We start from the raw sequence: 20697 nt of genomic DNA on the forward strand, positions 1-20697 counted from the left end.
GCTCCGAGACCCAGCTTTCTTCCGAGTGCGCCTTTGTTTGACTGGCGTTCGCCAGGCGGCTGCTCTATGTTGCCCCAACCTCTCCTTTAGGCTCCCCCGATGCTTGAATTTTTTGACACGCTTACCCTGCTCCTCACGGCTGCGGCATTCATTGCCGGAATCATCGATTCCATAGCCGGAGGCGGCGGAATGATTACGATTCCCGCCCTGTTGCTGGCCGGAATACCGCCCGTTGAAGCATTGGGCACGAACAAGCTGCAAGGACTGTTCGGCTCATCGTCAGCAACCATTGCGTATGCGCGCAAAGGGCATGTCAACATCAGAGAACAGTGGCCCGAAGCGCTCGCCTCGCTCATCGGCTCGGTATTTGGCGCATTGCTGGCAACCGTTCTGCCCGTGGATATCATGCGCGCGGCCCTGCCGATCCTCCTGATCGCCATCGCAGTCTATTTTGCCGTCAAGCCGAGCCTTGGCGATGTTGACCGGGCGCGACGCTTCGGACCGTTTCTTTTTGGTGTAACCCTCGTTCCGCTGATCGGTTTTTACGATGGGCTTTTCGGTCCCGGAACCGGATCGTTCTTCATGCTCGCCTTTGTGGCGCTTGCCGGTTTCGGCGTGTTGAAAGCTACCGCGCATACGAAGCTTCTCAACTGCGCTTCCAATGTCGGCAGTTTTGTAACCTTTGCCCTCGTCGGCACCATCAACTGGAAAATCGGCATCTGCATGGGTATTGCCCAGTTCATCGGCGCGCAGATCGGCGCAAGCCTCGCCATGAAGGTCGGCTCACGCATCATCAAGCCGCTTCTGGTCGTCGTCAGCCTGGCGCTGGCAGTTCGCCTCCTGATGGACGGAACCAATCCGCTGCGCCAGTGGATAGGATTTTAAATTCTAAGCGCCACCAAAACGACACCGCAGCCAATCAGCAGAATGCCGAACCAGTTGATGGTGGACATGCGCTCGCCGAGGAATGCCGCGCCGAATAGGGCCACCAGCACCACCGACAATTTGTCGATCGGCGCGACGCGCGATGCGTCACCTATCTGCAAGGCCCGGAAATAAGCAAGCCACGAAGCGCCGGTCGCCAGCCCCGAAAGCACCAGAAACAGCCACGACCGCCCGGAAATTTCGCCCGGTTTCTGCCACTGGCCGGTAACGGTCAGGAACAGGCACAATGCACCGATGATAACCAGCGTGCGCACGAGCGTGGCGAAATCCGAATTGATGCCTTGAATACCGATCTTGGCAAAGATCGCCGTCAACGCGGCAAACACCGCCGACATCAGTGCCCAGAACTGCCAGCTGTCCAACATTGAAGCATTTCCAGCAAAAGTGTGAAACGGTTTTGCGCAGGATAACGCGCAAAAGAAAAACTAGAACTCGATGCCCTTCTGTGCCTTCACCCCGGCGCGGAATGGATGCTTGATCATCTCCATCTCGGTCACGAGGTCCGCGGCTTCTAGCAGCTCGTCCTTGGCATTGCGACCAGTGATGATGACATGCTTCATCTGCGGCTTGGCCTTGAGAACCTCTATCACTTCCTCGACCGGCAGGTAATCGTAGCGAAGCACGATATTCAACTCGTCGCAGAGCACCATATCGTAGCTTTCATCCATTATCAGCGCCTTGGCTTGTTCCCAAGCACCGCGCGCCATGGCGATATCTCGCGTGCGATCCTGCGTCTCCCAGGTAAAGCCCTCTCCCAGCGCTGAAATCGTGACCTGATCGGGAAATTTTTCGAGAACCCAGCGCTCGCCTGTGTCCCACGATCCCTTGACGAACTGCACGACCCCGATCTTCATTCCGTGGCCCAACGCGCGGAAAACCATCCCGAAACCGGCGGTCGATTTGCCCTTGCCCTTGCCGGTATGGACAATCACCAGACCTTTTTCCTCGGTCTTTGTCGCTTGGATCTTGTCGCGGGCAGCTTTCTTCTTGCGCATCTTGTCCGCATGACGGGCGTTCAGTTCCTCTTCCGTCATGGACAGAAGTTTTGCAGATTTTTCAGCCATTTGTTCTCATTCCCGGATTCAAAGTCGCAAGTTGTTCCAGTTCGAACCGCGCCGAATTGGAGCGTGGTGTCCAGAAGCCCCGCTCGATGGCATTGTTCAGCTTCGCCGCCGTCTCGGCAAGCGCAGCGGGGTTTTTCTCGGCCATGAAATCATGCACTGTCCTGTCGGCAATATAAGCCTGATAGACCGCCTCGAAGTGATGAGTTCCGACCTTGCCGGTGGTCGCCGCAAAGGCGAACAGATAGTCGACGGTTGCCGCAATCTCTGCCGCGCCTTTATAGCCGTGACGCATCACACCTGCGATCCATTTCGGATTAGCCGCCCGCCCGCGCACGACGCGTGACAGCTCTTCTTCCAGCGCCCGGATCACCGGCTTTTCCGGGCGGGAATGGTCATTGTGATAAACCGCAGGCATTGCGCCGCTCAGACTTTCCACGGTCGCGGCCATTCCACCTTCAAACTGGTAATAATCATCGCTGTCGAGAAGGTCGTGCTCGCGATTGTCCTGATTCTGAACCACGGCCTGAACAGAGCGAAGCCTTTCTTCAAGAAGACCGCGCTCGGCCTGCCCTTCCTCATCTGCACCATAGACGTAGCCGCCCCAGACAAGCCAGGCTTCCGCCAGATCGTTGCGTCCGGCCCAGCCATTCTCGTCTATCAGCGCCTGCAAGCCTGCTCCATAAGCGCCGGGTTTAGAACCGAAGACACGATAGCCCGCACGGCGCTGCGCTGTCTTTTCATCCGCCCCTTCGGCAACAAGACGCGCCTGCTCAATCCGCATACGCGCTGCGACTGGATTGTCCTCGGCATCTTCGTCGAGAGCGCCGACTGCACGCACGGCCTTGTCGAAGAGCGCAATCTGTTCCGGAAACGCATCGCGGAAGAAACCGGAAATGCGCAGCGTCACATCGACCCGAGGACGGCCAAGCTTTGCAATCGGAATGATTTCATATCCCGTCACCCGGCGTGACGCCATATCCCAGAGCGGCTTGACGCCGATCAGCGCCAAGGCCTGCGCAATGTCATCGCCGCCGGTACGCATATTCGACGTGCCCCATGCGGTCAGGCCGAAAGACGTCGGCCATTCCCCATGATCCTGTGTGTAGCGGGTGATCAGGAGTTCGGCCGATTTGCGACCAAGTTCCCATGCCGCCGGAGTGGGAACGGCCCGACTGTCGGTAGAGAAGAAATTGCGACCGGTCGGCAGTACATCGGGGCGACCACGCGTCGGCGCGCCGGAGGGTCCCGGCGGCACAAATCGCCCATCGAGTGCGGCAAGAAACCCGTCTATCTCCGAAGGCCCGCATGAAACGACCCTGGGGCGCAGATGCTCCTCTATGGATTGCAGCACCGCCCGCGTCTGCGACCAGTCTTCGGGGCAGTCCGTTTCACCCGCAACAAAACTCGCGGCCAGCAGTTCGATACGTTCCACCGTATCGCCTGCTATGCGCCACGTTGCAGGGCTTGCGACGCACAGGAGTTCCTGTTTGGGCCCGGTCCAGGCTTCGGCCATATTGCAATCGAGCGGATCGAATGTTTCGCCAAGTCCACAATCCGCAGCGATTGCCCGCTGGAGACTTTGATCGCCCGGCGCACCACCGAGCGCAACCGGAACACCGCGCGGCACCCGGGCCAGCGCGACCAGAAGATCAGTCAGTAGCCTGCCTTGAGGTGCAAGTCCGAAAATATGCAGCCCGTCGCGTATCTGCATTTCCTTCAGATCGCAGAGATAGGCATCGAGCTTTTGCAAAGCCATGTCTTCATCGTCATGATCGTGGATGCCCGCATCCCGATCGAGCCCGATGTCGCGCACGAGATCGAGTATCTGTCCTTTCAGCCCCAGCAGGCGGCGAGGATCGACACCGGAGGCCTCGTAATATTCGTCCACCAGCGCTTCCAGATCTTTCAGCGGACCATAGCTTTCGGCGCGTGTCAGCGGCGGCGTCAGATGGTCGATGATGACCGCACCGGCACGACGCTTGGCCTGCGTGCCTTCTCCGGGGTCATTCACGATGAAAGGATAGATATGGGGGGTGGGACCAAACACGGCTTCAGGATAACAGTTTTCGGACAGCGCAAGCGCCTTTCCCGGCAGCCATTCTAGATTTCCATGCTTGCCCATATGCACAATGGCATCAATGCCTGCGACCTCGCGCAGAAACGCGTAGAAGGCAATATATCCGTGTGGAGGCACCAGATCGGGCGAATGGTATGTCTCTTTCGGATCGATATTGTAGCCGCGCGCGGGCTGAATACCGACAAAGGTTTCACCCAGCCGCATTAATGGCAATGCGAAAGCGACAAGTTCCTTCGCAAAGTAAGGATCGTTTTCCGGCGCACCCCAGCGATCTTCAATCTCTTTCTGAATCGCAATGGGAAGTCTTTTGAAGAAAGCCTTGTATTGATTCAGTGAAATCGTTTCGCGTATCTCTCGCCCGTCACGCGCAGCATTGGTCGGACCAGCCGTCAGGGCGCGCATCAAAGCATCCCCGTCCACCGGCAGGTCAGAGAGGGAATAGCCGCCATCCGCCATCGCGTGCAGGACTTCGACCGTCCCGGCTGGCGTATCGAGCCCTACCCCGTTTCCAAGCCGCCCGTCACGGTTCGGATAATTCGCAAGAATAAGCGCAACACGTCTTTCTTCGGGTGATTTCCGTTTCAACCGCACCCAGTTTGCCGCAAGTCGCGCCACAAAATCCACGCGGTTTTCATGCGGCTCGTGGGCAACGATATTCGCCTCCACTGCCGCGTCGAACTGTTTGGCCGACTTGAAGGAAACCGCACGTGAAAGCACGCGCCCGTCCACTTCCGGCAAGGCGACATTCATCGCCAGATCGCGCGCCAGCAGCCCTTGCTGCGACGATTCCCAGACGGACTTCGGCGTACCGGAAAAGATGACTTGGAGCACCATGTTGCCGCGCTTGTCGAGCACGGTCGGCTTGCGCTCGGCCCCCGGCGAAGAAATCGCAAATCCCGTGGCATTCAATACGATATCCGGCGGACAATCCTCAAACAGACCATCGACAACGGCTGCTGACAATCGATCCTTGAGGCTTGAGACGAATATCGGAAGCGGGTTGATGCCCCTTGCCTGCAACGATGCGATCAGCGCATCGACGGGCTGCGTCTGTCCGCTTTGCACCAGCGCCCGGTAAAAGATGATGGCAGCGACAGGTGCTTTTGCGTCGCTCCAGTGCTCGCGGATGCTGTCCAGCGACGATACATGGTCTCCCGGCCACCACAGACCAGCCTTGAGCAGAGGTGCGGCACTCTCCGGCTTCTCGGAACCTGAAATCAGCGCGGCGCAATATTGAAGAAATGCGCCCGTATTCGCTGCCCCGCCTTCGATCAGATACTGCCAGAGTTCATTTCGATCCTGGGCAGAGATGGTCGAAAACCGGTCCAGCCCGTGGTCCGGTTTGTCGTCTCCCGGCAATACGGCAATCTTGATGCCATGATTGACGGCGCAGGCATGCAGCGCTTCCAGCCCGTAAGGCCAATAGGTCTCACCGCCAATGATGCGCACCACGATAAGGCTCGCATGTCTGGCCGTACGCTCCACATAGGCATCCACCGACATGGGATGAGTGAGGGTCAGGAAATTGGCCAGCCGCAAACTCGGCAAATCCGGCGCGAGCCTGTGCGCCTGCGCCAGACTGGCCAGTTCCGTATCGGCGGCGGAAAGGAACAATATCTCTCCCGGCGTCTGGCCGAGATCGACGGCCTCATTGCCGTCGCTGATTGTTCCTTTCTGTGCAAGGAGAAGATGCATCGGTCAGCCGGCGTCTTTCACTGCCTTGGCGATGGCCGCCTCATCAATGTCATGCAACCCGATCACGACCAGTCGCGTGGAGCGCGCCTCATCCTTGCCCCATGGACGGTCGAAATAATGCTCGATGCGCGGGCCGACTGCTTGCACAACCAGACGCATCGGTTTGCCCGGCACATCGACAAAGCCCTTCAGACGAAGAATGTCATGTTCCGCGATAACCGCTTTCAGCTTATCCGCAAATAGCTTGGGATCAGCGACAGAACCCGCTTCAACCACAAAACTCTCGAATTCGTCGTGATCGTGCTCGTGTCCATCTGCATGATGGATTTCATGGTGAGACTTGCGGTTGGCGATATCGTCTTCAGTGCCGACACCAAGACCGAGCAGAACATCGGCGCCAAGCTTGCCGAAGCTCGCAGGAACCATATTCACGCGGCGGGGCGAACGCTCGGCGACATCGGCCTTGACGCCTTCCAGTCTTGATGAATCGATCAGATCGGCCTTGTTGAGAACGATAAGGTCGGCTGCATGAATCTGATCCTCAAAAAGTTCCTCCAAGGGGCTTTCATGATCAAGGGATTCGTCCGCTGCCCGCTGGGCATCAACCTTGTCGTGGTCATCAGCGAAACGACCTTCGGCAACAGCTGCGGCATCGATCACCGTCACCACGCCATCGACAGTCACCTGCGTCTTGATCTCCGGCCAGTTGAAAGCCGCGACCAGCGGCTGCGGCAAGGCAAGGCCGGAGGTTTCGATCACGATATGATCGGGGCGATCAGCGCGATCCAGAAGCTTGGTCATGGTCGGGATGAAATCATCGGCAACAGTGCAGCAGATGCAGCCATTGTTGAGCTCGATCACATCTTCCTCGCGACAGGTCTCGATACCGCAGCCTTTCAGAATACCGCCATCGACCCCGAGATCACCGAACTCATTGATGATCAATGCAATGCGTTTTCCGTTGGCGTTTTCCAGCAGGTTGCGGATCATCGTCGTTTTGCCCGACCCAAGAAAACCCGTGATAACAGTTGCGGGAATTTTCTGTCCCTGCATTGATTTATCCCTTCATCTTCAGCGGCAACCCTGCCGCTATCAAATAAACTTCATCCGCAACCGCGGCCACTGCCTGATGCAGAAAGCCTGCGTGGTCGCGAAATTCCCGTGCCATGCGATTTTCCGGCACGATTCCAAACCCAACTTCGTTCGAAACAAAAACCACAGACCCCGCGAGGTTAGGCAGCATGGCGACAAGTCCTGCCGTCTCTGCCGCTATGTCGCGCTCGGCCATCATCAGATTGGTCAGCCACAGGGTCAGGCAATCGACCAGCACGAACCGGTCTACGGCAACATGCAGCGTGAGTGCACTGACGAGATCGAGCGGCTCTTCTACTGTCTGCCAGTCGGATCCACGTCGGTCCCGATGAATGGCAATGCGGTTTTCCATTTCGTCGTCGAAGGCGCGCCCTGTTGCAAGATAGAGCGGCTGCAGCCCCGAGGACTGCGCCATTTTCTCGGCATAGGACGACTTACCCGAACGGGCTCCGCCAAGGACCAGAACCGATTTTCCCGGCGAAGCCATTTTCGTCAGCCCTCAATCTCGGACGATGCATAATGCTGGATGAACCCGCCGAGCGCGAGGCCGATCACCGCCCACATGAACAAGTTGGTCGCCAGCGAGGCGACCGCATATTGCGACGCAAGCAGCGCGGGAACGGGAGACGAGATATCTTCCGGATGCGGTGCTCCATAGAGCTGTGGCGCAGCGATCAGAACCAGCCCCAGGATTTTCGCCCAAATTTCCTGACGCAACACGACGAGATATATACCGAGACCGCTCAGCACCACGGCAGCAATCCACCAGAGCTGCCGCTCTGCCAGATCGGCCGCAGGCATTGCCGGCAACTCCGGCGAGAGCCCCAACGCAGGCAGAAATGCCACCGCGAAGAAGCCTGCAACGCCCCAATAAATGCCATTCTGCACGGTAATACGACGTCCGAGCAGCAACGCCACGCCGCCAAGCAGCAGGGCAAAGCCAGCCCCCGCAACAAGATTGGCAAGGATCGTGTTACCCAATCGTCCGAACGGCAGTTCGGCACCTTCCTCTTCGGCATCTAAGGTAACAGCGCCATGATCATGCGGTGCGGCCTCGCCGTGGCTATGGCCACCACCAGTTCCTTCGAAAGTTTCAGCCTGCAGGATCAAAGGCACTGTTTTCAGATACATGGCAGGCGTAACCAGCAACCCGGCCAGAAGACCGGCGGCGAGCGTCGCCAGCAAATAACGGATCAACATTTCTGTCCCCAATAGCAATTCCGCGCTGATGGCCGTCCACCATCAAGCTTTGCTCAACTTCAATTCTGACAGCTATTCGACTGCTCAGTGGCAGGGAAAACCATAGGAATGGCGCGTATCGTGTGCCGAATCGTGCAGCGTATCGGAATGGGCAAGCCCTACGCCGTAAATCAGGAACGCGCCAAGAAGCAGCGAAACAACAGCCGTGCCCAGACGGGCAGCGAGCGGCATTGCGAGTGTGCTGGAAACAGAATTCTGAGTACGTGCAGCCATGACAACCTCCGTGCAGGCAGCAGGGAAAAACCTCCCATGGGGTGCGGGCTCAATGCCTCACGCAACAGGCAGGTCTCCTGGCTCACGGGTCGCGGGGATTGAAGCTACCTTCCCAGAGGCCTTTTGCCTCCAGTGGTTACCGGTTATCCGGTTTGCCTCATCCCTCTCCGCTCTACAGTCGCGGGGTCGGCTGCGATAAAGACGCCCGGATTGGGTCCGTCCGTCGCATTCCCTTTTTGGTATCGCCGGGTTTCGTCCCGACAAAAACCTATTGCATGGTTTGATATTAGGCTTTCGCCCCACCGGCGTCAATCGCGGCAGAATATCTGCAATCTCATTTCAAATTAAACAACGCGTCGATATTGAGACATTCTTCCAGTCCTTCGGCCAGCTCATTCAATGCATCTTCGACGCCGACGCGATAGTTTACCGAACTGCTTCGCACACCAAGCCTCTCCAGAAATTTTCGCCGAAATTCGTCCGCATTGAAAACACCATGGAGATAGGTTCCCATAATCCGGCCATCCAGCGATATCGCGCCATCGTGATGCTCAGCTAACCGGGCGAAAGGCCGCGCCATATCCGGTCCGGTCGTGCGACCGATATGGATTTCGTAGCCCTCCAGCGGTACATTGTGCAGACAAGAAGTCGCTTGCACATTGCGGACCACTTTTTCAGGCGCCATCACCGTTTCTATATCGAGAAATCCGAGGCCATCGATGTCGCGCACATGCCCTTCGATACCAGCAGGATCGCTGATGTGGCGACCAAGCATCTGAAATCCACCACAGATACCCAGCACGTGACCACCCCGTCTCACATGGGCGGACAACTGCCGATCCCAGCCATTGTCCCGAAGCGCCATCAGATCAGCTATCGTAGACTTGGTTCCGGGCAGAATGACGAGACCCGCATTGGCGGGAATACTCGAACCGAGCGGCACCATGACCACTTCCACATCCGGCTCAGCTTTCAGCGGATCGAGGTCATCGAAATTCGCGATGCGCGGCAACATCGGCACCGCGACCACAAGCGCCTTCTTGTGCCCGGCCACAGCACGTTCAAGAACAACCGAGTCCTCGGCAGGCAATCGCGACACTGCTTTCAGCCAAGGCACCAGCCCAAATGAACGCCAGCCGGTAAACCTGGTAATCGCGGCCAGCCCGTCATCAAAAAGCGAAATATCGCCCCGGAACTTGTTTATCAGGAACCCGCGAACCATCGCGCGATCCTGTTCGGAAAGAATGGTGTGCGTCCCTACAAGAGAAGCGATCACTCCGCCCCTGTCTATATCGCCGACGAGAACGACCGGAACATCGGCCTGCGTAGCGAATCCCATATTGGCGATATCACCAGCACGCAGATTGATCTCGGCAGGTGATCCAGCCCCCTCCACCAGCACAAGGTCTGCGCCTTCGCTGACATGAGCGAATGATTCCATGACCGCTGCCATGAGCTGCGGTTTCAATTCCTGATAATAGCGCCCGCGCGCCTCGCCTCGCACCTGCCCCTGTACGACGACCTGGCTGCCCATGTCGGTCTGCGGCTTCAGGAGCACCGGGTTCATATGGACGGACGACGGTACTCCGCAAGCCAGAGCCTGCAGCCACTGCGCCCTGCCGATTTCTCCGCCATCATCGCTGACTGCCGCATTGTTGGACATGTTCTGCGGCTTGAACGGTCTGACTTTGAGACCGCGATTGCGTGCAACGCGGCATAATCCGGCAACAAGAACACTTTTGCCGACGTCCGAACCCGTACCTTGAAACATGATTGCGCGTGCCATGGAAAGGTGCGTAGCTTAAACTCGAGGCGCTGGCAACGGCATGCCGTTCGGCCACCTTCTATGCAAAAATGCGCATCAGTTTATTACAAATGTGAGCAACATTATTCCAATGGAGCGTTGGCAGCCTCACCCGGTTATGATCTAGTTCGGCGGAGGGGTACGGTGCTACAGGGAGGAAACCATGGATGCTGCCGACCAGAATCAGTTCGAACTGAACGAAGATCAGCTTGCCATTCAGGATATGGCGCGAGCCTTCGCCAGTGATCGTGTCGCGCCGCATGCATTGCAGTGGGATCGTGACAAGCATTTCCCCGTCGATATATTGCAAGAGACGGGACCGCTCGGCATGGGCGGCATTTATGTGCGTGAAGATGTAGGTGGCTCGGCGTTGAAACGGCTCGACGCGGTGCTCATTTTCGAAGCGCTGGCAACCGCATGTCCTTCATTCTCGGCCTTCGTCTCCATCCACAACATGGCCGCATGGATGATCGACACTTTCGGAAACGAAGAACAGCGGCAACGCTTTCTGCCGAAGCTCACGTCGATGGAATCGCTTGCGAGCTATTGCCTGACAGAGCCCGGATCAGGTTCGGATGCTGCAGCGCTCAGAACACGCGCCACGCGCGATGGTGACCATTATATTCTCAACGGCTCCAAGCAGTTCATTTCTGGTGCTGGCGCAACAGATATCTATGTGACAATGGTGCGTACCGGCGAGGACGGTCCCAAGGGAATTTCCACCATCGTTGTGCCAAAAGATGCACCCGGCCTTTCTTTCGGCGCCAATGAATTCAAGATGGGTTGGAATGCGCAGCCGACGAGAACCGTCATTTTCGATAATTGCCGCGTTCCGGTTGAAAATCTTCTAGGTGAGGAAGGAACCGGTTTCCGCATCGCAATGGCAGGGCTTGATGGGGGGCGGCTCAACATCGCTGCCTGCTCGCTCGGTGGCGCACAGTCAGCGCTCGACAAGTCGCTGGAACATTGCAGCCAGCGCAAGGCATTCGGCCAGACGATTGACCGATTTCAGGCGCTGCAATTCCGTCTGGCCGACATGGAAACCGAACTCTCGGCCTCGCGTCTTCTTCTCTATGCCGCAGCCAGCAAGCTTGATCGTAAAACCCATGACGCAGGAAAATGGTCCGCGATGGCCAAACGCTTCGTCACGGACACGGGGTTTGATGTAGCAAACGAAGCGCTCCAGCTTTTCGGCGGCTACGGCTATCTTCATGAATACGGGATCGAAAAGCTTGTCCGTGATTTGCGCGTGCACCAGATTCTCGAAGGCACGAACGAAATCATGCGCGTCATCATTGCACGCCAGATGATCGGGCGCTGACTGAATTAATAATCGCCAAGGGAGGAGTTCATTATGGCCAAAATAGCATTTATCGGCCTTGGCAATATGGGCGGGCCAATGGCCGCAAACCTCGTGAAAGCCGGTCACACCGTGCGCGGTTTCGACCTTTTGCCGCAACATCTTGATGAAGCAAGGAAAAACGGTCTCTCGGTCGCCTCGAGCGCCCAGGACGCAGTTGCTGACGTGGACGTGGTGATCACCATGTTGCCGGCGGGAAAGCATGTTCTCGCCGTCTATGAAGACATTGCACCAACGGCGCGCAAAGATTCACTTTTCATCGACTGTTCGACAATCGATGTGGATTCGGCGCGCAAGGCACATGAACTGGCCGCAAGCCACGGACATCTTTCCATCGATGCGCCGGTTTCCGGCGGCACCGGGGGCGCTTCCGCAGGCACATTGACTTTCATGGCTGGCGGAAGCGACGAGGCGTTCAGGCGCGGCGAACCGATCCTACAGCCCATGGCCGGAAAAATCGTGCATTGTGGTGGCGATGGCGCGGGACAGGCCGCAAAAATATGCAATAATATGATACTCGGCATATCGATGATCGGTGTCAGCGAAGCCTTTGTTCTTGCGGAAAAGCTGGGGCTTTCACATCAGGCCCTCTTCGACGTGGCTTCGACCTCATCGGGGCAATGCTGGTCGCTGACGACCTATTGTCCTGTTCCCGGCCCCGTTCCTACGTCGCCTGCCAATCGAGACTATAAACCCGGCTTTGCCGCAGCCCTGATGCTGAAAGACCTCAAGCTCTCTCAGGAAGCCGCTCAAAGCGCTGGCGCTGAAACGCCGCTTGGAGCACATGCGCAGGAACTCTACGGTCTCTTCGCCAGCGAGGGCCACGGCGGCGAAGACTTTTCAGGCATCATCAATTATCTGCGCGCTAAATCTGGAGCAAGGTAAACAAATCCCCATGCAAAAAACTTGCATTGTTTAGATTTGCTTAAGTGTCTGATAACCGTACGGTAACGATGTTGAGCTAGAAAGGAGCAAGAGGCGGTTCACACCGGCTCGACGCTCCGGATCTGGTACTGCGTACCGGAGCTCAGTATATCCCGCCAGTGTATTGTTCGGCGGAGATGCCATGCGTAATTGGCAAAACCGTGCACCTTTGGCAGCGCGGTTTTTGCCGTTCCTGGCCTGAAAATACTGCCGTATCAGCACTAGGCTCAGGAACTGTTAATTTGACGGAAATGGTGTGAGGCTCGCAGCTTTTGTCATTTCCATTGCTGGTCTCCATTAAATTGTTGGGTCGTGAGCCTAGACCTCTTGCCCCCACGTGATTGCCCAATTACACGCCTTTGTTACAAAGCTTTTTGAGCCGTCCGATTGAAATCCGGACATAATCCTGTGAAATGCAGTGTGCCTCCACTGGCGCGCCTGCACAGGCCATATTTTATTCGGGGCAATGAGTTTGACCGCACAACGATCAGCCACCGCTGTTTCCAGCGCAGACAGGAAACTCTTCGGCCTGCCCGTGGCTGTCATTTTCGTGCTGTGCTATTTTGCGTTTCAGGCCGTTCTTGTCACTGTTGTTTCGAACGGTGCCGGTCTCGATGACGCTGAACAGCTGGCGAATATCGGCTATCTGGACTGGGGCTATGGCGGATCGCAACCCCCTCTCTATACATGGATTACCAACCTGGCGGCGTCATTGCTCGGCACCTCGATGCTCACGCTGCAGATCGTCAAGTTCAGCCTTCTCGCAAGCCTGTTCCTCAGCGTTTACGGCGCGATGAAGTTGCTCGGTTTTTCGCGCATGATTGCGTCGGCCAGCATGCTCGGATTGTTCCTCATTCCGCAAATCGGATGGGAATCGCAGCGCGCATTGACGCATTCAGTTGCAGGTACCGCCGGTTGTGGCTGGGCATTTCTCGCCTTTGCCTGGCATATGCGGGCGCGTCACGCGGGGTCTGCTGCCGCTCTTGGCGCCGCGATGGCTGCGGCACTTCTCGGCAAGTTCAACGCGTCCTTTTTCCTGATCATGCTGATTGTGACGGGCCTTCTCATGCCCGAATATCGCCGGATACTGCTCTCCAGGCTTAGTCTCGTAACGGTTCTGGCATTCGCGATCTGCTTCGGGCCAACCGCGACCTGGATGCTGGCGCACAAATCGAGTGTCATGGCGCGTGCGAGCAAGTTTGAGATCGGCGCTTCCGGCAATCTGCTCTTCGACAGGCTGATGGGCGTCGAAAGCCTCATTGAAGCGGCATTTCTATTCTCGATCCTTGCAATCGCGATTGCTGGCATTATCGCGCTTATTCACTGGAGAAAACGTACCGCACCCGCAACCTCGCTGACCACCGGCGAAAAATTTCTCCGTCTCCTCATCTTGGTCGGGCTGGTTATTGTGCTTGTGGGTGTTGTGGCGACCGGTGCGAATAACGTGAAAGACCGCTGGCTGCAGCCAGTGCTGTTTCTGACTCCGGCACTGATGGCGAGCCTTATGGGGCGTTATCGGATCGGAGATCGACCTTTGATCGACTATGCCGTCGTCAGCGCTGTTGCCGCGCTGATTGTTCCGCCGGTGTTGAGCTACAATCTGACCTACGGCTCCGGCTCACCGCCTTACGGCCAACTCGACTATCGACATCTTTATGAGGAAGTGCAGGCGAAAGGCCCATTCAAGACGATCCTGACGGACAATGCCCAGATACCGGGCAATTTCAGATTGTTTGATTCTGCCTTACGAGTAGTGCACCCAGAAACACCGGATACCAGAGCGCATTTGACGCCACCTGTCCTCGTGATGTGGTTTGGGGGGGCTGAACCAAATGAGCGCATTGCCGCCTTGTTGCAGAACGCAAATATAGCCGTGCCTGATGAAAACATCGTAACCACGGACGTTGTATACAAAACCCGGCCCGACAAGCATATGACGGTCAGCTATTTTCTGGTGCCGTAGCGAAATGGCCCGGGTCTTCCCGGGCCATTTGTTCTTTATTCTACGGTATCCTGGACCGCATGTGCGGTACTCTTTACATCGCGGCCAACGCCTCGAACCGTGTTTGCGCAGGAGGCGAGCGTAAATGCGCAGAGAACGATAGCTAATGGGACAAGTCGGGTCAGCTTCATGACAGTCTCTCCAATGGGATGCGCGTTTCTGCCCTTTTGAAGGAGCAGACGCCTAGAGTTCCAAGCCTATTCAAACCAGTTATGCCTCCCGCCGCATACAAGCCCCTGCTCGGCAGCTGGCGGTGAAGCCGATTCACTCGGCTGTCACACAAGAAATCTAGCGCAGCGTTTTTCACTGGCAAGAGAATGCTTTAGTCCTATCCCAATAAACTGCGATCTTCATCAGCATGCACGGAAGGTCTCGAACCGCCCGGAGCGACGATAACCTTCGAAAACACTTCGCAAATGGTCGGCGACAACCTGAATATGCGGACCGGCTTCCGGTTTCACAACCATGCCAAGCTGATAGCGGCCAAGAGCAGGCAGGCCGTGCTCAGGCCCCAAAGCAACGATTCCCTCACTCAACAGCGTTTTACCGAAAGGCGCGATGGCAAGATCAGCCATGATCGCCGCCCGCTGCCCGGTTGAGTGTGAGCTCATATAAGCGATCCGATAAGGACGCCCGCTGCTTTCAAGCGCTTCAAGCGCATTGCCCCGCCAGGCGCAGCCCTCTTCCCATATGGAGAGCGGCAAAGGGTCCCGGCGATAAGCCGTACCACACTTGGCGCCTGCCCATACCAGTTCTTCGTCCAGCAGAACTTCCACATCGCCTTTGTTGGGCACGGTGTGGGAAATATTGATCAGCGTCACATCCAGTCGGCGCTCGTCCAGCCGCTTGCGCAGGTTGCTGCTTTGGTCGATCACCACATCGACCGTTACCCCCGGATGGCTTTCAGAAAAACGCTTCAACACGAGAGGCAGGACACATTCGCCAATATCGTCCGGCGAGCCCAACCGGACCACGCCGGTCACCGTGGGCGCAACGAATTTCGACACCGCTTCGCGATTGAGAGCCAGAAGACGCCGCGCATAGCCGAGCAGAATCTCACCATCGCTGGTCAACGTGACCGAACGCGCGTCACGGTCGAAAACCGCAACTCCCAGCTGTTCTTCCAGTTTCTTGATCTGCATCGAAACAGCAGACGGCGTGCGGAACACCGCGTTCGCCGCTGAAGAAAAGCTTCCGGTATCGGCAATCGCCACAAATGTGCGCAACACATCAATATCGAGCATCGGAAGGGGATGTTGAACGGGCGCTGTCATGACGGACTCCGTTTCTAGCACTTTGTTCAAATTTTCTGATCTTAATCCTTTCTATATTTCGTTTGATTGAACGTCAAGCGGAATACATATTCAGAGCATCAACAAGGCGAGCTGCAGCGAACGCATCAACCGGACTTTCTGAACGAGGAGAGAGAAAATGACCGTTCAATGCCAAACCGCTTCCCATGGCAAGGCGGCGACAGTTCGCTTCCTGCCAACTTGGACCGTCACAAATGCGCCGTCATGGCTTCTGGAACTTCACTCCAGAGTACGGCAGCAGCTGCAAATCTGGGCTTACGAGGGACGCGTGAAGCGCAGCCGCCGGGTGCTGGAATCATTGCCTGAACACATACTGCACGATATTGGCTGGCCCAACGTGGATGACCGGCTGGCCGGCACCCCGCGAAATCCGGCCGAGTTCCCGCGCAAAAACTGAAATCGATTGAGGGCGACCATGCGGCCCGCCCTCAATTTCCCGACATTGAAATACCTTTTCGCGGCAGGCATTTAGCCGCACTTTGCAACCTACCCGTTCTGTGTCTCAATAGAACACTATCTTGTTTGCGTCATCACCTGCCCCCTGTGAATCCGGGTATGCGCGACAAGATCGCCGGTCTGAAAGCGACCGGATAGAAACCGGGCCCCAAATGACCCGGAGTCGTGACGGAGACACAAGGCCTCAGCTGCGTCGGGAACCGCGGCCAAAGCCTTCGAGAATGGGAACGATCGGGCATGATCCAGGCTTCATCGGTTAAGCGGTCTATTGTCTTTTTTCTTGTTCCAAATTTTTCGATGATTGCTTTCGCAACGGCCATCGAGCCATTGCGCATTGCAAATCGAATGCTGGGCTATGACGCCTATCGTTGGCGACTGACATCTGTCGACGGAAAGCCGGTGACGGCCTCCAATGGCGTGGAATGCGCTGTCAACGCATCGCTAGAAGACGAGCGGCGCTTTTTACAGCGCGAACAGCGTCCATCGATGGTGTTCGTCTGTTCAGGCGTCTACGTAGAAGAATTCAGGAACAAATCAGTCTTTGCGTGGCTGCGCGAGGAGTATAATCGCGGTGTTGCCGTCGGCGGGCTTTGTACCGGCGCCCACATACTGGCGGCAGCCGGACTTCTATCCGGAAAGCGCTGCGCAATTCACTGGGAAAATCTTCCGGGTTTTTCGGAGGCTTTCCCCAAGGCGGAAGTCTATGCCGATCTTTTTGAGGTGGATAGCAACCTCTACACCTGCGCCGGTGGAACAGCTTCTCTCGATATGATGCTGAAACTGATTGGCGACGATTTCGACGCGAACCTGGTCAACAAGATTTGCGAGCAGGCCCTGACCGATCGTGTTCGCAGCCCACAGGATCGCCAGCGCCTGCCACTGCGCGCCCGCCTCGGCATTCAAAATTCGAAGGTACTGACCATTATCGAGATGATGGAAGCCAACCTTTCGGAACCGCAGGCGCTGATCAATGTCGCCCATACGATCGGCCTGTCCCGCCGGCAGGTTGAACGACTTTTCCGCCAGGAAATGGGCCGATCTCCGGCGCGCTATTACCTCGAAATCCGGTTAGATCGGGCACGGCACCTGCTGCTGCAATCGTCCATGCCGGTCGTTGAGGTTGCAGTTGCCTGCGGTTTCGTATCCGCGTCGCATTTTTCCAAATGCTACCGGGAACTCTATGGGCGCTCGCCGCAACAGGAACGTGCAGAGCGCAAAATGCTCGTCGCTGCCTGAGCACGATATCGAACGGGAACGGTGTCGGCTCTTGAACGGGAGGGCCCGGCACTTCCGGCTTTCGAAAGAAAATCAAAACCATACAGTTCTTTTCGGAATCAATTTCATAAGGCGTGCTGTGTGCCACCTCGGATGGGCGAACACGTCGCGAACAGAACAGCATCTTTCCGCCATTCGGCGATTTCCAGAAGCTGCCATGCAGTCGTCTGGCGCTGCGAATATGTCGTATAAAGGCAAATGTCACGGCCAGCCAACGACTATGGTTTTGTGAAAATACCAACTAGGGTCGCATAAAATGGCAGAGTTTCCTAAGAAGGCGAAAGTTGTGATTGTCGGGCTGGGCGGTATCGTCGGGGCTTCGGTTGCACATCATCTGATCGAGCGGGGCTGGGATGATATCGTCGGCATCGATAAATCCGGCATTCCGACCGACATCGGCTCGACAGCCCATGCGTCAGACTTCTGCTATGCGACGAGCCACGACTTCCTTTCCTGCTGGACGACGCTCTATTCCATCGATTTCTACGAAAAGATGGGGCATTACGCGCGCGTCGGCGGTATCGAAGTGGCGCGCGTTGGCGACGATGCCCGCATGGACGAAATCAAGCGCAAGGTCGCATCGGGCAAGGCCTTCGGCACCCGCGCGCGGTTGATGGAACCGGCGGAGATAAAGGAAAAGTTCCCTCTCATCGAGGAGAGCCTCGTTCAAGGCGGCCTGTGGGACCCGGATGCCGGCCTGGTTATCCCACGCTCACAGACCGTTGCCGGCAAGCTGATCGATCAGGCAGAGGCCGCAGGCAAGCTGCAGAGTTTCGCCAACACGCCTGCACAGTCGCTGATCGTGGAAAACGGTCGCATCAAGGGCGTCGTCACGCATCGTGGCACCATCGAGGCCGATTATGTCATCATCTGTGCGGGACTTTGGGGCCGCCTGATTGCCGAAATGGTTGGCGAAGACCTGCCCGTCATGCCGATCGATCATCCGCTGACATTTTTCGGTCCCTATACCGAGTTCGAAGGAACGGGCAAGGAAATCGGCTGGCCGCTCATGCGCGATCAGGGCAACTCGGCCTATATGCGCGATACGGGCGATCCAAAAACCGCTGAAGGCGGACAGATCGAATGGGGCTATTACGAAGAAAAGAACCCGCGCTTGTGCCATCCGCGTGACCTTCTGGAAAAGCACGAAGCGCGTCTCTCGCCATCGCAGCGCGACCTCGAAATGGACCAGATTCTGGAACCGCTGGAGCGGGCAATCGAACTGACGCCCATTCTGGGCGAACTCGGCTATAATGAAAGCCACTCCTTCAACGGCTTCCTGCAAGTCACGACCGATGGCGGTCCATCCATGGGCGAAAGCCAGAAGGTGCGCGGCCTGTGGTATGCCGTCGCCATCTGGGTCAAGGACGGTCCCGGCATGGGCAAACTCATCGCCGACTGGATGACCGACGGCCGCACATCCATCGACCATCACGCCATCGACTATTCGCGCTTTTATCCGCATCAGATGACGGAACAGTACATCTGGGACCGCTGCACGGAAACCGCGATGAAGGTTTATAATCCGGCAGTTCACCCGCGCGAACCCTTTTCAAAGGGCCGCAACATCCGCCGCTCGCCATTCTACGAACGAGAAGTCGAACTCGGCGGCTATTTCATGGAATTGGGCGGATGGGAGCGCGCGCATGGCTATGCCGCCAACGAGCACCTGCTGGAGAAATACGGCGACCGCGTACCGGTGCGCGAGAACGAATGGGACAACCGCCATTTCTGGCGCGTTTCCAATGCCGAACATCTCGAACTCACCGAAAACTGCGGCATCATCAATCTCTCCCACTTCGCCATGTACGATATCGAAGGCCCCGACCATGTCGAACTGATGGAGTGGCTGTGTGCCGCCAAGATTGGCGGCGACGCCAATATCGGCAAGGGTATCTATACCCACTTCCTCGATGACGAAGGCATGGTGCGCGCCGACTTCACGGCAATCCGCATGGCTGATCGTATCCGCATGATCAATGGCGCCGATGCCGGGCCTCGTGACTTCCACTATATGCGCCGCGTAGCCGAAGATAAGGGCTTTGACGTCACCATCATTGATGTGACCGAAAAATACGTCACCATCGGCATATGGGGTCCGAATGCGCGTGAAAACCTGAAAAAGGTGGTTGAGAACCCGGAAGGCCTTGATGCGGAAAACTTCCCGTTCGCTGCCATCAAGCCTATCAGGATTGCAGGCAAAGACGTTACCGCCTTCCGCATTTCCTATGTCGGCGAGCAGGGCTGGGAACTGCATATGCGTTACGAAGACGGCCTCGCCGTCTGGGATGCGCTTCGCTCCACCGGCGTGATTGCGGTTGGTGTCGAAACCTATGCCAACACGCGCCGCATGGAAAAGAGCCTGCGCCTGCAGAATGCCGATCTGCTGACCGAATACAATCTTCTGGAAGCAGATCTTGCCCGTCCCAAGGTCAAGGAAGCTGACTTCCGCGGCAAGGCAAAGCATCTGGAATACCGCGCCCGCGAGCACCAGCCAGCGATGCTCTGCACGCTGGTGATGACTGACAATCTCGATAAGAACGGCGTGGCCCGTTATCCGGTCGGCATCATGCCGGTACAGGACCCTGAAACGGGAGAGACGCTTGTCGACGAGTTGGGCCGCCGGTCTTTCACCACATCCGTCGCTTATGGCCCAACCATCGGCAAGAATATTGCTCTTGCCTATCTGCCCTGGGCTTATTGCCAGGAAGGCCGCAAATTGAGCGTGGAATATTTCGGTGAGACTTATCCGGTCGAAGTGCGCTCTATCGGTTATAAACCGCTCTACGATCCGGAAAACTTGAAACCTCGAAGCTGAACACTTTTAATAAGAAAAGCCGAGGGTGTCGCCTCGGCTTTTTTATTACCGGAGGAATTGTTATTTCAGTGTTGCCTTGCCACCGCTGATCGTGATCTTTTCATCACCGGTCAATGCTTCACGATCCCCATTGGGAAAGGTCACAAAACAACCTGAAGCGCAGAAATCCACCGTCTCACCCGGCGCGACGATCATTTCGCGCTTGGAAGCGCCTTCCGTAACCACAACCGTCTGAGGGCCGCTATCATTATTGGATATCTGGGCAGCGTAGGCGCCGCCAGTCGAGACCGCAAAACCAATTGCTGCACCAAGAACAAGTTTGCCCAAACTGTTGAGCTGATTTGTGTTCATATCGTCCCGACCTTTCTATCGCTCCCGCTGCGATATATCCTCTGTCGC

General features: G+C 56.8%; 18 protein-coding genes and 1 riboswitch. Of the genes, 7 read left to right on the forward strand and 11 right to left on the reverse strand.

What is annotated here, in order from left to right; all coding sequences use genetic code 11:
- The first annotated feature begins 99 nt into the window (after positions 1–99).
- Positions 100–885, forward strand: coding sequence for a TSUP family transporter (locus OINT_RS07135; protein ID WP_006467105.1), 786 nt, complete (start codon positions 100–102; stop codon positions 883–885).
- On the opposite strand, the gene OINT_RS07140 is transcribed toward OINT_RS07135, so the two are convergent.
- From OINT_RS07140 to OINT_RS07175, 8 genes are all read right to left on the reverse strand, one after another.
- The gene (locus OINT_RS07140) at positions 882–1310 is read right to left on the reverse strand and encodes an EamA family transporter (protein ID WP_006467107.1); all 429 of its coding nucleotides are present in this window, start codon (positions 1308–1310) and stop codon (positions 882–884) included. The two genes, OINT_RS07135 and OINT_RS07140, sit on opposite strands and share 4 nt — an antisense overlap.
- Before the next feature lie 60 nt (positions 1311–1370).
- Positions 1371–2009, reverse strand: coding sequence for a cob(I)yrinic acid a,c-diamide adenosyltransferase (gene cobO, locus OINT_RS07145; RefSeq protein ID WP_006467109.1), 639 nt, complete (start codon positions 2007–2009; stop codon positions 1371–1373).
- Positions 2002–5781 (reverse strand): cobaltochelatase subunit CobN, encoded by a 3780-nt coding sequence (gene cobN / locus OINT_RS07150; RefSeq protein WP_006467110.1) that lies wholly within the window; start codon positions 5779–5781, stop codon positions 2002–2004. The genes cobO and cobN overlap by 8 nt, the downstream gene beginning before the upstream one ends.
- 3 nt (positions 5782–5784) lie before the next feature.
- Positions 5785–6834 (reverse strand): cobalamin biosynthesis protein CobW, encoded by a 1050-nt coding sequence (gene cobW / locus OINT_RS07155; RefSeq protein ID WP_006467111.1) that lies wholly within the window; start codon positions 6832–6834, stop codon positions 5785–5787.
- A gap of 4 nt (positions 6835–6838) precedes the next feature.
- Positions 6839–7360, reverse strand: coding sequence for a bifunctional adenosylcobinamide kinase/adenosylcobinamide-phosphate guanylyltransferase (gene cobU / locus OINT_RS07160; protein WP_006467112.1), 522 nt, complete (start codon positions 7358–7360; stop codon positions 6839–6841).
- Positions 7361–7365: 5 nt separating this feature from the next.
- Positions 7366–8073, reverse strand: coding sequence for a CbtA family protein (locus OINT_RS07165; protein ID WP_006470282.1), 708 nt, complete (start codon positions 8071–8073; stop codon positions 7366–7368).
- 84 nt (positions 8074–8157) lie between these two features.
- A complete protein-coding gene (locus OINT_RS07170) occupies positions 8158–8346 on the reverse strand; it encodes a CbtB domain-containing protein (RefSeq protein WP_006467114.1) in 189 nt (62 codons plus the stop codon).
- A 50-nt stretch (positions 8347–8396) separates the two neighbouring features.
- Positions 8397–8633, reverse strand: a riboswitch (cobalamin riboswitch).
- Positions 8634–8680: 47 nt separating this feature from the next.
- Positions 8681–10132: a cobyric acid synthase gene (locus OINT_RS07175; protein WP_006467115.1), complete on the reverse strand. Its 1452-nt coding sequence runs from the start codon at positions 10130–10132 to the stop codon at positions 8681–8683.
- 181 nt (positions 10133–10313) lie between these two features.
- Here OINT_RS07175 and OINT_RS07180 point away from each other — a divergent pair, with 181 nt between their 5' ends.
- The 3 genes from OINT_RS07180 to OINT_RS07190 all read left to right on the forward strand — a co-directional run bounded on the left by OINT_RS07180 (position 10314) and on the right by OINT_RS07190 (position 14397).
- The gene (locus OINT_RS07180) at positions 10314–11471 is read left to right on the forward strand and encodes an isobutyryl-CoA dehydrogenase (RefSeq protein ID WP_006467116.1); all 1158 of its coding nucleotides are present in this window, start codon (positions 10314–10316) and stop codon (positions 11469–11471) included.
- 33 nt (positions 11472–11504) lie between these two features.
- Positions 11505–12395 carry a 3-hydroxyisobutyrate dehydrogenase gene (gene mmsB, locus OINT_RS07185; protein ID WP_006467117.1) on the forward strand — a complete coding sequence of 297 codons (891 nt, stop codon included), beginning with the start codon at positions 11505–11507 and terminating at the stop codon, positions 12393–12395.
- A gap of 505 nt (positions 12396–12900) precedes the next feature.
- Positions 12901–14397: a glycosyltransferase family 39 protein gene (locus OINT_RS07190; protein WP_036564500.1), complete on the forward strand. Its 1497-nt coding sequence runs from the start codon at positions 12901–12903 to the stop codon at positions 14395–14397.
- A 35-nt stretch (positions 14398–14432) separates the two neighbouring features.
- Here the strand turns inward: OINT_RS07190 and OINT_RS22865 are convergent, their stop codons facing one another.
- A complete protein-coding gene (locus OINT_RS22865) occupies positions 14433–14567 on the reverse strand; it encodes an entericidin A/B family lipoprotein (protein WP_006470280.1) in 135 nt (44 codons plus the stop codon).
- A gap of 222 nt (positions 14568–14789) precedes the next feature.
- Entirely contained in the window at positions 14790–15710 is a 921-nt protein-coding gene (locus tag OINT_RS07195; protein ID WP_025090461.1) for a LysR family transcriptional regulator, read from the reverse strand.
- 157 nt (positions 15711–15867) lie between these two features.
- Here OINT_RS07195 and OINT_RS07200 point away from each other — a divergent pair, with 157 nt between their 5' ends.
- The 3 genes from OINT_RS07200 (at position 15868) to OINT_RS07210 (ending at position 20298) form a co-directional block, all read left to right on the forward strand.
- On the forward strand, positions 15868–16146 hold the full coding sequence (locus tag OINT_RS07200) for a hypothetical protein (protein WP_006467120.1): 279 nt from the start codon (positions 15868–15870) through the stop codon (positions 16144–16146).
- A 296-nt stretch (positions 16147–16442) separates the two neighbouring features.
- Complete coding sequence (locus OINT_RS07205; RefSeq protein ID WP_006470279.1) at positions 16443–17441, forward strand: GlxA family transcriptional regulator; 999 nt, start codon at positions 16443–16445, stop codon at positions 17439–17441.
- 295 nt (positions 17442–17736) lie between these two features.
- Positions 17737–20298 (forward strand): GcvT family protein, encoded by a 2562-nt coding sequence (locus tag OINT_RS07210; RefSeq protein ID WP_006467122.1) that lies wholly within the window; start codon positions 17737–17739, stop codon positions 20296–20298.
- 60 nt (positions 20299–20358) lie between these two features.
- Here OINT_RS07210 and OINT_RS07215 read toward each other — a convergent pair whose 3' ends face one another.
- On the reverse strand, positions 20359–20649 hold the full coding sequence (locus tag OINT_RS07215) for a hypothetical protein (protein ID WP_006467123.1): 291 nt from the start codon (positions 20647–20649) through the stop codon (positions 20359–20361).
- Positions 20650–20697: the final 48 nt, after the last annotated feature.

The organism is Brucella intermedia LMG 3301, from assembly GCF_000182645.1.
Taxonomy (GTDB): Bacteria; Pseudomonadota; Alphaproteobacteria; order Rhizobiales; family Rhizobiaceae; genus Brucella; species Brucella intermedia.